Origin of the sequence: Actinoallomurus sp. CA-142502, from assembly GCF_050936355.1 — a bacterium.
GTDB classification, from domain to species: domain Bacteria; phylum Actinomycetota; class Actinomycetes; order Streptosporangiales; family Streptosporangiaceae; genus Actinoallomurus; species Actinoallomurus iriomotensis.
Genome location: NZ_JBNJMY010000001.1, coordinates 2306761 through 2319680, shown reverse-complemented (window position 1 = coordinate 2319680; position 12920 = coordinate 2306761). Strand labels below are relative to the sequence as shown.

Genomic DNA, 12920 nt, shown 5'->3' with positions numbered 1-12920 from the left:
CAGCGCCGTGGTCTCTGTGACCACGGCGCTGGCCGCCGCCGCGGCGGCAGCCGGCTGTGGCGCCGATCACGACCAGGCCGCGAACCATGGTGCCGGAGCGAACACCGCTTGGGCGCTTCCCGCCAAGCCCGATCCTGGCGTACGAGAAGCCATGAACGGCCTATTCAACGGTGAGAGCGTGCGCGCAGCAGCCCAATACGAGTACATCTACCGGTGTATGGCCACTCACGGGTTCCACTACATCAAACCCCCGGTCGGCTCCAAGGACGTCAATCCCACAATGCCTGACCAGCAGGGCTATGGGATTTCGGTCGCCGAAGCGCGAAGCCACGGATACGGCAGCAAAGGCCACTCGGACAATGCCCGGACTGAGATCGATCAGACCGCAGGGTTGTCAGCCGCACAGAAGCAAGCATGGGGACTAGCATTCTTCGGCAGAGAAAACGGCCCGACCGTCCGCGTGAACCTTCCGGGCGGTGGGCAGATCGAGGAGAACGCCGAAGGCTGTCTAGCGGAAGCCCGCATCAAGATCTATGGATCCCTAGAACAACAGATGCGGCTACAAAACCTAGCAGGCAACCTACCCATTATGGCTCGGCAGCGAGCGGACGCGGATCCGACCATGAAGAAGCTCAATTCCACATGGTCGGCCTGCATGACGGGGAAGGGCTATAAGGGACTAGCGGCACCGAAGGATGCCAGAGCAAAGGCGAGCGAATTTCATCAGAACATTCCAGAAGCCGAGGCAAGTCAGCAGGAGATCCAACTGGCCGTCGCTGACGCGAGCTGCGAATCGGCCGCCCGCTACGCTCCACAGCGACACCTACTTGAGGATCGCTACTATACGGCAGGCCTACACTATTTCGATGGCGAGATAGCCGCACTTCGCGAGCTGAACGAAGAAAGCTTGAAGCGAGCTCGTCAAATCCTTCAGAATGGTTGATCGTAATTAAGACTTATGATAGGCGGGGGCGCAGCCTGTTCCGTGTTGGCATGGCCTGCTGTGCCGCTATCACCGTCAGCGGTGTGACCTGGGGTCTGGCCGCGAAGGCCCGGACCCCGGACCAACTGGCAAGTAGAGCGAAGCCTCCACCGCCGTCACGTATCACCGTCGCGGTCAGATGGGAGCGGCTAACGCGTTCGGTACATGTTCAATGCACTACGGAGGCGACGAGTCGTGTTTCTATACCGATACCTCCCTCGGCAGAGAATATTGTTACCGGCATCCCCACGAAAAGGGGAAACAGCATCGCCGAAGGAAAGCCCGTTCTGGAGATCGCCAGTAGGCCTGTCATCGTCGTCCAAGGCGTTTTGCCCGCATTCCGAGATCTTCAGCCCGGACTAACAGGGCCGGACGTCAAGCAGTTTCAGCGCGCTCTCGCACGTTTGGGGCTGCTCGAATCAGGGCAGGTCACGGGGGTATTCGATAAAAAGACCAGCCTAACAGTGGACGATTTCTACAAATATGCCGGATATCCACCACCTAGCCAGTCACAGGGAATCCGCCAGCCAGACACGGCGTCGACGGATACTCCTCGCGCTGTCACCGTCCCACGCCAGGAAATACTGGTGGTCCATCACCTGCCGGCGCGCCTGGGTGTTCTGAAGGCAAAGCTAGGCTCTAAGCTGCACGCCGGCGACGCCGTTGTGGAGAGCGGGCGACTGAGGCTTCGCTGCCCGATAGTCGCCGACGGGGACGTCAAGTTAAGGGCCGGTGAACCGGCTACCGCGGCTTCTCCCCAGGGTAAGTCGTTTCGAGCCGAGGTCGACAGCGTTCGTAAATCCACACAAAGCGACACCCAAAAGCCTGCGGACCAGTCGCCCAGCCAGGTGAGCGATAAGGAGCCGTCGAGCTCGCCTATTGTTTACCTTCACACGGCGAACGAACTCAAGCAATCTGGCACCTATCAGGCCGATATTGTCGTCGAACAAGCCGAACATACTGGCGCGGTAGTACCGGCGTCGGCACTATGGGAGCGTCCTGGCGGTCACACGGTCGTCATCGTGAGGCGTGGAGATCAGGAACACGATGTGACCGTTGAGACTGGAATGGAGATCGATGGAGAAGTCGAGATTACAAGCGGAGACCTTAGAGAAGGAGATCACGTCGTGGTCTCCGATGCTAATACCGGAACCAACTCGCCGTGACTTCGAACGCGCATCAAATGCCTGTCATTGAAACAGTCGGCCTTTCTCGGACATATGACTCTCCTGCGGGCCCCGTCCCTGCATTGATAGACGCAACGCTTTGTGTGCATGCCGGAGAGATGGTTTCGCTGATCGGTCCATCTGGATCCGGTAAGTCAACCTTGATGAACTTGCTCGGCCTTCTTGATCGTCCAACGTCTGGCCGTTATCGCCTAAATGATCAGGATACCGCTTCTCTCGGTGAGAAGGAACGCACGCGGGTCCGGTCACATACCATCGGCTTCGTGTTCCAGGCGTTTCATTTGATCGGCCATAAGAATGTGACCGCGAATGTGGCCCTGCCTCTCATGTACGTCCGCCACAAAAGAAGCGCACGTCGGCCGCTGTCCGAAGAGGCGCTCTCCCGCGTGGGGCTCAGCCATCGTCTGCAAGCGATGCCCCACACGCTGTCCGGCGGAGAAAAACAGCGTGTGGCAATAGCCCGGGCCACCGTTCACCGGCCAGCGTTACTGCTGTGCGACGAACCTACTGGAAATCTAGATACCGTTACCTCGAACACAGTAATGGGAATACTTGCCGACCTGGCTAAAGACGGCCTGGCGATCGTCGTCGTCACCCACGACCACGCGGTAGCAGAACTCACCGATCGGACTCTCGTCGTCAGAGACGGAAAGCTAAGCGATCATGTCTCGACATGAGGGATTGCGGGATCTGATCACAGAGGCGGCAGAAGCCGTGCTCGGTCGCCGCGCCCGGAGCCTGCTCACCATGCTCGGTGTAAGCCTTGGCATAATCGCACTCGTCGCCACCATTGGTCTGGTTGGAACGGCTGCGGCTCAGGTTTCTGCGCGATTCGACGCGTTGAAGGCGACATCGGTCTCTGTAGAGGGCTTTACTCCCGCGCCGTCGACGCCGACCTCCGCTCTTCGACCTCCAGCTGTATCCGATGAGGCAGTGCAGCGTGCCGCCATGCTTCATGGCGTGATCGCGGCTGGGGTCGTCTCCACAACCAGTTCCAAATCTCCCCTTGTCAGCAAGTTCGGCCACCGGGGTACTGCCGTAGCCGTCGAGACGCCGGTTATGGCCGCCTCAGTGTCCGCGCTCGATGCCCTGCGCGTGCATGCACTATCCGGCCGCTTGTACGATGCGGGACATGAGAGGCGACACGAAAAGGTCGCTCTTCTCGGGTCAGTCGCCGCACGCGATCTCGGCGTAGATCTTGCTGATGGCAATACGGTTATCACCATCGCCGGTAACCGCTACCTGCTGCTCGGCATCGTAACCACGCCGGAATTCGACTCACAGGCGCCGTTGGCCGCAATCGTTCCTCAATGGGTAGCACGCGACCCAAGAACAAATATTTCCTTCGACAGCTCAAAAGTTGTAATTCGCACTCGGCAAGGCGCCGCACAACAGGTTGGAACCGAAGCAAAGGTTGCGCTTCATCCAGAGGATCCAGACAGCCTCCTCGCCGAAGTCCCACCAGATCCCAAGAAGCTCCGAGCGGACGTCGAGACGGACACTCGCAATCTTTTTCTCCTGTTGGCTGCCGTGTCATTGGTAATCGGTGCAATCGGGATCGGCAACACGACACTGGTATCAGTCATCGAACGTAGGCATGAGATTGGGTTGCGACGTGCGATTGGGGCGTCACGCCGAGCCATTCTTGGTCAATTTCTCCTCGAGAGTAGCCTGCTGGGCCTACTCGGCGGCATCGGCGGCACCATAGTCGGGGTGGATCTTACTGTCGTCGTATCACTCGCAAAGAGCTGGACCGCGGCGATTCCCGTATGGCTGGTCGCAGCTGGACCTGTCACCGGTATCTTGGTGGGTCTCCTCGCCGGCATCTATCCAGCCGCAAAGGCCGCTCGTGTTGAGCCGATCGCAGCGCTCGCATCGTAGAACTTCTTCGCTGCATCAACCCCACAACCATCCCGGGCTGATAGGCGAAAAAAGATGGTCCCCTGCCCTGGGATGAATTCCGGGTCGCCGTTCGCCATCCAGCACGGGTGCCATGAGATTGGGCTCGGTGGCGCCCGAAACAGCGACGGTGGTCGGTGACGGCCCAGGAGCGTTCAAATGGGCGGCGATTACGAGGTCTCGTACCGCCCACACGGCATCCAGCCGTGGTCCTGGGTGATCCAGCAGTTCAATCATCAGTTGCAACTGAGCTGCCGGGACGCCCGGACGAACTCCTCGTTGGTACGCGCCAGATGCCGGGCGAAGAGTCTCGTCATCGGCGAACACCGCGCCGCCGTACCCGTCTCGACCGCCGAACAGGCACCGCATGTAGTCGTTGAGCACGTGACCCACCACGTCGTGCACGTCCCAGCCAGGGCGAAGCGTCCGCATGTAAGTTTTCCTTTGGCCGGGCACCGCCCGGTCGACCGCAGCCGCGTGGGGGACACTGTCGCCAGAGGTTGACCGCCTCGATGGTTCACGCACGTGGTCAGGTCGAGATGCATCACCGCCGTCCGGAGCCGAGGCGCTAACGGCAGTGACCGCAACGAAGGCAGGCGCCGCCGGATGATCACGGCTTCGTGCGCACCGCGGTCGACGTCGGCCCGAGGCTTGATCGCCTGGACCGTGATCGAGCTGATGAGGATGCGTCGGGTGGCAAGCCTTAGCCTCGGGCACCCATCAGCTGCGGCCGAGGCCGCGGCGTCCGAGTACGGGTTAGGCTTGATCCGACACTGGCAGGGCGGGCACCAAGATCCGGAACACCGAACGCGCGTTAGTAGGGCGCGGAGGGTGGGCAGCCTCCGCTAGGCTCTACCAGCGACAAGCCCTCGTAGCTCAGGGGATAGAGCAACGGTTTCCTAAACCGTGTGCCGCAGGTTCGAATCCTGCCGGGGGCACCCCTTCCACACAGCCATCCCCCGTGCCTGACCAGGATCGGCACTAGTTGGGCTCGGGGTGTTCGTGTGCGAGCTGGTGCCCGTCGATGCCAGCGGACGCCGCTGTGCCTGGGTACAGCGTGGGTACGTTGCCAGCGGCCGGCGTCTGGTGCCCTGCGACCGCGCACCCAGTGACGCCTGGCTCGGGTGCCACCAACGAAACGGATGCCACAGCTCAAGCCGGCAGCGATTGCGATGCCACCTGGCCAGATGGTGCCATGCGGGCAAATTCGCTGCGCCAGAGACTGACAGCAAACCACAGCGCTGTGACAATACTGGATGTGGAATCATCTGCCGAGGGTCAAAAAACGGTACCTCAGATTCGTCACCTGAAGTCCGGGGACACGGAGCTCCTAAGGGATGTCGTGGCTCTGGCGGATCGCTGCAGCAAGACGCTCGGGTTTCTCACACCTCCCGTCTTCGAACAGGCGGCGGATCAAGGGACGCTTGCAGTCGCGCTAATCGAGGGCAGGCTCGCCGGATATACCCTCTACTCACTTCCGAGGCAGGTCGTACGGCTGAAACATTTGTGTGTCGCGCCCGAATTTCGAGGTCATGGACTTGCGAGCGCCTTGGTCTCCGAAATCAGCGAAAGGCGAAAAGACCGCTTCGGCATCGTACTTCGTTGTCGGAGCGACTATAAAGAGAACGCCATTTGGCCTCATCTCGGATTCGAAAGAATGGGAGAGATTCCCGGTCGCAGCAAAAAGAGATTGCCTCTAACTGTCTGGCGACTCGATCATGGCCATCCCGACTTGTTCTCAGCTACTGACTCGACGGCGGTTCTCAAGGTAGCTATTGATCTTAACGTTTTCCTAGACCTTGAAGTCAGACTTTCACAAGCAGGACTAGCTACCTCACAGGTACTCAATCAGGATTGGCTCGCTGGGCAGCTCGAGCTGGTGGTTACATCTGAGCTTCTCCATGAGATCGACCGACTTCCTGACGGCCAATCCAAGGAACACCAGAGCAAAATTGCGCGACGTTACCCGGTAGTGCAGGGTAGAGCGGAAACCGTTCACGAGCTATCTCAACAGATAACCGACCATGTAAAGAGTCATCATGGCGTCGACCTATCCTTGAGTCATAGCGATAAATCAGATGTGCGGCATGTTGCCCAAGCTTCGGCGGCCGGCATCTCGGTATTTGCAACGCGAGATGAACGCCTCCTGAGCTGGGCCGCTACGGCAGTCGATGTTTGCGGTGTGCGTGCTCTGCATCCATCAGACGTTATCCTCCATGTAGACGAGCTCACCAGAACTCAGGCATATCAGCCAGCCGAGCTGCAGAGAACTGAGTACAAGCTAACGCGTACCCGAGCCGGCTCCGAGGGGCTCCTTACCACATTCTTGCAATCTGAGAGCGGAGAGCGACGCGCTGATTTCCTGAAGCGGGTACGCCAGTTCTCGGTCGAGGCGCAACAGTGGGACCGCCTGCTATTGCAGGACCCCTCTGGTAGCTCAATTGCGTTCTACATCACCGGGAATCGCAAGCCAGAACTGTCAGTTCCTATATTTCGCGTGCGATCTAGCAAGATCGATGACACTGTCGCCCGGCAGACGCTCTTTGTCATGCGCCAACACGCCCGGTCGCTCAAGGTGCCGATTATTCGAATAACTGATCAATATTTGTCTAAGCCCGTCTCCACGGCCATACAAGACGAAGGATTCATCCGGCACGATGATTCATGGATTGGACTTTGCATCGACAGATGTGCCGATGCGGCAGCGGTCGAGCAGCTTACAACCAGTGTCGCTGACTCAATTGACCTCCGCTTGCCGGCACTCAGGCCGCGCCTTTCACCCGTCGTTGCCGCCGGACTGGAGCGAGCGCTCTGGCCAGCAAAGATTCTTGATTCCGAACTTCCCACATTTGTGGTGCCGATCCGCCCTGAATGGTCAGCAGAGCTTTTCGACGTTCCGCAGACTCTTACACCCCGACCTAACAGGCTCGGTATCAGCCGAGAGCACGTGTATTACCGTAGCGCGCGCCGGCAGATTGAGCACGCGCCCGCCAGGCTGTTGTGGTACGTAACCGAGACTGGCAACGGTGGACTTGGGGCAATTATCGCCTGCTCACGCCTTGAAGAAGTAGTGATAGATGGGCCTGCGACTCTATATGCACGCTTCCGCCACCTAGGGGTATGGCGCCGCCATGACATACAACAGTCCGCTCACCAAGGCAAAGCATTAGCGCTCAGGTTTGTCGATACAGAACTATTTCCTAGGCATATTCCACTTGGGAGATTCCGCCGCATGGCCGACCGGATTGGCCATAGACTCGTACTACGATCACCTCAGAAGATACCCTCAGAGCTGTTCGAGGCCGTGTACCAGGAGGGCTGGAACCAACGATGAGCGAACACGAGCGGGCACTACTCCTATCGCTACATCCTCGCTTTGCTGAATCTATCCTACGAGGAACTAAGTCAGTAGAAATTAGACGTAAGCGGCCATCAGCAAAGCCGGGAACACTAGTGATAATTTATGCCACGATTCCCACAGGTGCAGTTATCGGTACTGCGCGAGTGGTTGACACACATACTGGCGACCCCTGCGAAGTTTGGTCACAGCATCACGCTGATATAGACCTCTCCCGCGAGGAATTTTATGGTTACTTGTCGGGGGCATCCAAGGCGTCTGCCCTTGTCCTGTCTGACGTGGAACGTCTTGAGCGTCCGGTTTCACTAGCCGAATTGAGGGCGACCGTACCATTCCACCCACCCCAAGGATACCGGTATCTGACGCCTGACACGCTTCGGCAGATTCTTAATGGTTCACCTGAGGCGCCGAATATTCTTGCCCGCATGTCCGCGTCAGGTCGCACTGCAGGAGTGAGTGACGCGTACCTGATTTCGGAAAGTGACGTACACAGCAAAACCCCTATCCGACCAGCATGGTTGCTGGACAAATAGGGGTTAGCGACGTGCTGCTGGTGCGGCTGGCCTAAGCAGGTGCAGCGTAGCTGCGCTCAGGAAACCCCTTCCAGATCAGAGTCCTGGCCGAGAACCCGGTCAATCTTCGTGAACCACGTCTCATCGAAGCCGTCGAGGACCTTGGAGTAGATCCGCTGGAGGACTTCAACGCTGTGGCCGGCCCACTCGGCTACCTGCTTCGGCGGTACGCCAGCGTATAGCCGTACGGAGATACCCGCGTGGCGGAGGTCGTACGGCGTTGAAAGCAAGGGTGTGGGTTGGGCGACAGGTGGCATTCCCAGCGCGCGGGCGCGCTTCCAGACACGGGAGTACGTCGACGGGTGGATCGGGTTGTTGTTGACGCTGCGGAACAAGTGGCCGTCTGGCCCGACGCCGTATCGCTCGACGTGGCCGCGGAGCAGACGCACGAGTTCTGGCGGGATGGGCACGAGACGGGTTGCCTTGCGGGATCGATGCTTGAGACCGCGGTCGTCGTGGACGTCGCCACTATCAGTCCATGCGCGGCCGGCGGCGGGTTTCGTCTTGGCCAAGATGAGTCGCCCCCATCCCTCGTCAGGTAGTACACAGTGCTCGCGTCGGAGTCCAACAGCCTCTTCGGGCCTCATCATGGCGTAGAAGAGGCAGCCGAAAAAAGCGAGGAAACGGGGCCCTTGGTGGCGCCCGAGGTAGCTGACGGCGGCAAGCATCTCCATGACTTGCTCTGTGCTGCCAACGCTGCGGGGGTCGACCTCGTGGTCTACCTCCATGTCGCTGGGGCGCTCCCAGTTGAGTTTCGGGTCATCGAGGGGGTTGGCCGTCAGTCGTTCCTCGCTGACGGCGTACTTGAGCACGTTGTAGAAGACCTGTCGGCGCCGGGCGAGATAGTTGGCGGCGGCTTGTTTGCCATCCAGGCGTAGCGCGCAGGCATCCAGGACGTTGCGCACGTTCTTAAGGTCGGCGAGTGCGGTGAGAGGGGGTGATTCCGCCTCCGCCCACTTGAGTGCCTTCTCGACGTCCGCTGGTCGCGGGGTGTCGCGGTCGCGCTTGTTAAACGCCCAGCGAAAGACCGCGTTGCGAACGACTTTTTCCTCCGGGCGTCCGCTTCCCGACTGTGGTAGCAGAGCGCACGTGATGGTGACGAGCGTTTCTGCGACGGAAACGCGAGCGGTGGCAGCCAAGCGTGTCCACTTATAGTCGACATACTCGGTTGCGTGCTGATACCAGGTTGCGCTTTTGGCTTCCTGCTCTCGCTCCCGGAGTTTGGAGAGTGGTAGGCCGCTCTCCACGTCGAACGCTTCGCCTTTCCGTGCGGCTTGTGTGAGTTCCGCCTTGAAACTCTCCGCCAGCGCGGAGGTTGCGAAGTACGCGTCATGCGCCCTACCTCCGGCCGTCCAACGCACGTTATACGGCCGTCGTCCCGCTCTTGGGTGGACACGAGTCTTGCGCAACCGGACATCGTACGTGAGGCTCACGCGACCTCCTCTAGTGAGTCAAGCCACTTTTCGTAGCTGACTCGATTGATGCGGAGTTCCCCGTTGGGAAGTCGCTTGCACTTCGGCGCGCGACCCAATTCGCGCCACCGCTGCCACGTGCGGCGCGGGATATCGAGGTCATCGAGAATGTCTTTGACGGTCAGCCACTCACGGCTTTTTCGAGCAGCAGCCACAGTCAGCCCTTCGTGATCGGTTGGCACAGGCAGATATCCGGCGTCGTGCTTGGTGGCTTATGCGCCGGGCTGGTGAATGCGTGGGTGGGTGACGTAGGTCGGGGATGGGGGGCGCCCTGGCCCGTTGCGGGGCGGTTCGGCTTGGCGGCGGATCCAACCGTGTTGCTCCAGCAGATCTAGCGGGGGTTCGAGTGAGCCGACTCTTTTGAATCGGCTTCGGGGTAGCACGGTGAACAGTTCCCGGACGGTGAATCGTTCGGGCTGGTTGTTTTCCAGCCAGGTGAGTACGGTGCGGGCGTTGTCGACGTCGGGGTCTGCGCCCATGGCGTCGAATGCGGCGAGGGCGTGGGCGATGTAGTACTCGCCGATTCGGGTGGCGTTGCGCATGGTGTCGACGTCGATTGGGCGGCGCCATCCGTCTTGCACGTGGGCGGCGAGGTGGAGGAGGGCGGCGATGCGGGCGACGGTGCCGTCGTATTTGCTGGCCCAGTCGGCGATGTGCGCGAGATCTCCGGAGTTCGGCCGTAGGCGCGGTTCGGTGCGGCGGCGCTGGTCGGTGAACACGGCGTCGGCTTCTGGGGAGAGGGTGAGCCGGGCGGGGTCTTCCCATCCGTACATGACGGTCACGAGTTCTTGCAGGTTCGCGTCGTATCGGCTCGTCACCTGCGGTGGCATTGGTGCGGGTTTGGTCTCGCGGTATCCGATGTTGTTGGGCGGGAGCGCGTACAGGATGCGGCCGAGTAGTCCTTTGCCGCGAAAGCCGGGACCGCCGGCGATTTCGGTGATGACGTCGGGTTGTACGGCCAGGCCGAGCGTGAGAGCGGCGTGCTCGACGTACTCGGTGGGACGTCCGTGCCGGTCGACGATGAGGGTGTCGCCGGCGTGGCCTTTGAGGAACAAGTCCAGGTTGGCGACGCCGCTGTAGCGGCCGGCCAGGGTCGCGAAGATGCCGCCTTCGGCGGACAGCACGGCCAGGCGCCCGCCCTGTTCGGCGAGCAGGGTGGCGGCTTTCTCGGGGGTGATGTCGTCGGCGATCAGCCGCGGTTTGACGGGTACCTGGATCGCGTCAACGGCGAGGGCGGCGGAGGTGGCTTCGGCGAGCGCGTCGGGGCTTCCGCCGCTGCGGGCTGCGGCGGCGGTGTGTGCTGCACGTTCGGCGGTCTCGACGGCGATTCTGCGGGTTTGCTCGGCTTCGATGATCTGTGGCTTCACCTGCTCGGTAAGGGCGGTCTGTGCGGCTAGGAGGGGAGCGATCATCGCCCGGAACACTGGGGATTTGCGGGAGCCGGGCGGCATCGCGACGACGGTGAAGATGTTCACCGGTTCTATCCAGGCGTCCCACACGTTGACGATCGCGCGCCCGCCGGCCGCGGTGGACAGCGCGGCGAGCGCGATGGATCCCGCTAGGTCAAGCGGGGTCTGGGTGAATTCGGCGACCGCGGTCACCTGGTCGGCTACCCAGCCGGGGAGCGCGTCGGCGGGGAAGGTGGGCAAGGTGGCGCGGGTCGCGAGCGGTACCGGCTCTTCCCACAGCGGCGCGTCGTGGTGGGCGTTCAGGGCGGCGTCGGCGCCCATAGCGTTAAGGATCTGGTCAGCGTCGGTCATGCCGCGGCCCGTGGCTTGTGCGCGCCCGAGCGCAGGCCGCTGCGGATCGTGGCGTCGCACTCGCGCGGCGACAACCCGATCTGTCGGCCGGCGGTGAAGAGGCAGTCGTAGACGAGGGTGTCGGGCAGGCGCCCGCCGGCGGCGAGTTGCCCGAGCGCGAACGCGGCTTGGTTGAGTGTGTGGTTGCGGTTGCCGGGGACGGCGTCGAGGACGTGTTGCACTTCGTTGCGGAGTGCAGCGCTGGCGTACCCGGCGGCGCGGCCGACGCTGGCGCGTGCGGCAGCGGGTACGTGAGTCGCGGGTGCGCGCGTAGGTGCGGGTTCGGTGAGGAGAAGCGCGAGCCAGCCGGGCAGGGGCGCGGGCGCGATGCCGTGCACGGTCTCGTACGGGCGGCCTGCGACGGTGCTGCCGGCGGCTACGACGTACCCGCCGTTGGCGCGGGTATCGATCAGCCAGCCGAGTCGGCCGCTGGTGTTGCGCAGCTCGACGCCGGTCGGGGCGGTGAAGTACAGGTGGAATCCGCCGGATCCGGTGCGGACCATGTGCGTGTCGAACGGGATCGGCTGGCCGTGGCGTTCGGCGAGTGCGGCGAGCACGTCGGCCCCCTCGTTGACGCCGGGCGCCTGCCACTCTGGCGGTGGCGTTTGTCCGGGCTTGGGCGTGTCCAGGTCGACCACGACGAGCCCGGAGGGGCCGCAGGCGATCCCGATGTTGTACGGCGCGTGCGACCAGCACCGGTAGACGCGCTGCGGGTCGGTGATGGCGCGTTGCTCCCATCCTTGGTGGCCGTTCCCGCACACGCCGAGCCGCGGACAGGAGGTCTCGCCGTGTATCGCGGGTCGCTTGTCGCCGGGGCGGAGCGGGAAGACGTGCCAACCGTGGGCGAGCGCGGAGTCGAGCAGCGGGTTGGGTTGGGTGCTCATGCGACCCTCCTGCTCGCCGTGGTGGTGATCTGGTCGGTGAGGGTGCGGGCGTTGGCGTAGGAGATGTGGAGGCGCCGGGCGATGGTGATGGGGGTTCCGCCGGCGGCGAGGATGTGCGCGGCGGCGAGCCGGCGTTCGGTCGGGGTGAGCCGTACGCGGCGGGTACCGGCGGCGCTCACGGCGACGGCGACCGGATCCACGATGCCGTCCTCGGGCAACAGCCACGGGTTGGGGCGATGGCGATTGCCGCGCCCCGATGGCCGGTTCGCGCCGTTGCCCTGCTGCGGATCACGAGGGTGAGTCATGATGGTGATGCCTTCCTTTGTGGCCTCGTTCGGGGCCGTGATCGGTTGGGAGGTACGCGGTCCCGGTGTCGTGCTTGGTGGCTTGTGCACCGGGACCGCTTGAAAGCTAGGGGCGGATTGGTCGAGTAAGTCCACAGCTGTGGACATATGGCTAAGTGTGATCCAGGTCACTGGGTACCGCGGTCGTGAGTGCGGGCCAGGTAGCTCCATATGCGCCGGCCGACGCGTACTTTGGCGCCGGAGCCGTTGCAGCGTCGGCAGGTACGCCAGGCGCGGCCGGAGGGCGAGCGGAAGCGTCCGAGACCGTCGCATTTTGTGCAGGACCGGAACGGCCAGATCGCGCACGCTGCGAGGTAGAGGACGGCGGCGATCAGGGCTCCGACGATGAGGGTTCCGGGGCCGCCGTCGTGGTGGCTAGCGGCGGCGATCACGGGTGTCATGGGTGGCCTCCGGGCACGGTTG

The 12920-nt window shown here is 62.1% G+C and carries 12 protein-coding genes and 1 tRNA gene; 7 read left to right on the top strand and 6 right to left on the bottom strand.

Annotation, left to right across the window (positions count from 1 at the left end):
* The first annotated feature begins 7 nt into the window (after nt 1–7).
* The 4 genes from ACQEV1_RS11355 (at nt 8) to ACQEV1_RS11340 (ending at nt 4050) form a co-directional block, all read left to right on the top strand.
* Nucleotides 8–943: a hypothetical protein gene (locus tag ACQEV1_RS11355; protein ID WP_433393562.1), complete on the top strand. Its 936-nt coding sequence runs from the start codon at nt 8–10 to the stop codon at nt 941–943.
* Between the two features lie 83 nt (nt 944–1026).
* Nucleotides 1027–2148, top strand: coding sequence for a peptidoglycan-binding protein (locus ACQEV1_RS11350; RefSeq protein ID WP_433393560.1), 1122 nt, complete (start codon nt 1027–1029; stop codon nt 2146–2148).
* 17 nt (nt 2149–2165) lie between these two features.
* Nucleotides 2166–2846 (top strand): ABC transporter ATP-binding protein, encoded by a 681-nt coding sequence (locus ACQEV1_RS11345; protein ID WP_433405879.1) that lies wholly within the window; start codon nt 2166–2168, stop codon nt 2844–2846.
* Nucleotides 2833–4050: an ABC transporter permease gene (locus ACQEV1_RS11340; RefSeq protein WP_433393558.1), complete on the top strand. Its 1218-nt coding sequence runs from the start codon at nt 2833–2835 to the stop codon at nt 4048–4050. The genes ACQEV1_RS11345 and ACQEV1_RS11340 overlap by 14 nt, the downstream gene beginning before the upstream one ends.
* Before the next feature lie 15 nt (nt 4051–4065).
* On the opposite strand, the gene ACQEV1_RS11335 is transcribed toward ACQEV1_RS11340, so the two are convergent.
* Nucleotides 4066–4500, bottom strand: coding sequence for a hypothetical protein (locus ACQEV1_RS11335; protein WP_433393556.1), 435 nt, complete (start codon nt 4498–4500; stop codon nt 4066–4068).
* Nucleotides 4501–4933: 433 nt separating this feature from the next.
* Here ACQEV1_RS11335 and ACQEV1_RS11330 point away from each other — a divergent pair.
* From ACQEV1_RS11330 to ACQEV1_RS11320, 3 genes are all read left to right on the top strand, one after another.
* Nucleotides 4934–5006: transfer RNA gene (locus ACQEV1_RS11330), tRNA-Arg, on the top strand.
* Nucleotides 5007–5311: 305 nt separating this feature from the next.
* Entirely contained in the window at nt 5312–7402 is a 2091-nt protein-coding gene (locus ACQEV1_RS11325) for a GNAT family N-acetyltransferase (RefSeq protein WP_433393554.1), read from the top strand.
* Nucleotides 7399–7959 carry an ASCH domain-containing protein gene (locus ACQEV1_RS11320; RefSeq protein ID WP_433393552.1) on the top strand — a complete coding sequence of 187 codons (561 nt, stop codon included), beginning with the start codon at nt 7399–7401 and terminating at the stop codon, nt 7957–7959. Before ACQEV1_RS11325 ends, ACQEV1_RS11320 begins: the two co-directional genes overlap by 4 nt.
* Nucleotides 7960–8015: 56 nt before the next feature.
* Here ACQEV1_RS11320 and ACQEV1_RS11315 read toward each other — a convergent pair whose 3' ends face one another.
* The 5 genes from ACQEV1_RS11315 to ACQEV1_RS11295 all read right to left on the bottom strand — a co-directional run bounded on the left by ACQEV1_RS11315 (nt 8016) and on the right by ACQEV1_RS11295 (nt 12898).
* Nucleotides 8016–9431 (bottom strand): tyrosine-type recombinase/integrase, encoded by a 1416-nt coding sequence (locus tag ACQEV1_RS11315; protein ID WP_433393550.1) that lies wholly within the window; start codon nt 9429–9431, stop codon nt 8016–8018.
* Between the two features lie 251 nt (nt 9432–9682).
* Complete coding sequence (locus ACQEV1_RS11310; protein ID WP_433393548.1) at nt 9683–11230, bottom strand: YfjI family protein; 1548 nt, start codon at nt 11228–11230, stop codon at nt 9683–9685.
* Nucleotides 11227–12153, bottom strand: a complete 927-nt coding sequence (locus tag ACQEV1_RS11305; protein WP_433393546.1) for a bifunctional DNA primase/polymerase — start codon at nt 12151–12153, stop codon at nt 11227–11229. Before ACQEV1_RS11305 ends, ACQEV1_RS11310 begins: the two co-directional genes overlap by 4 nt.
* Nucleotides 12150–12458, bottom strand: a complete 309-nt coding sequence (locus tag ACQEV1_RS11300; protein ID WP_433393544.1) for a hypothetical protein — start codon at nt 12456–12458, stop codon at nt 12150–12152. Before ACQEV1_RS11300 ends, ACQEV1_RS11305 begins: the two co-directional genes overlap by 4 nt.
* A gap of 167 nt (nt 12459–12625) precedes the next feature.
* Entirely contained in the window at nt 12626–12898 is a 273-nt protein-coding gene (locus tag ACQEV1_RS11295; RefSeq protein ID WP_433393542.1) for a hypothetical protein, read from the bottom strand.
* Between the last annotated feature and the right edge of the window lie 22 nt (nt 12899–12920).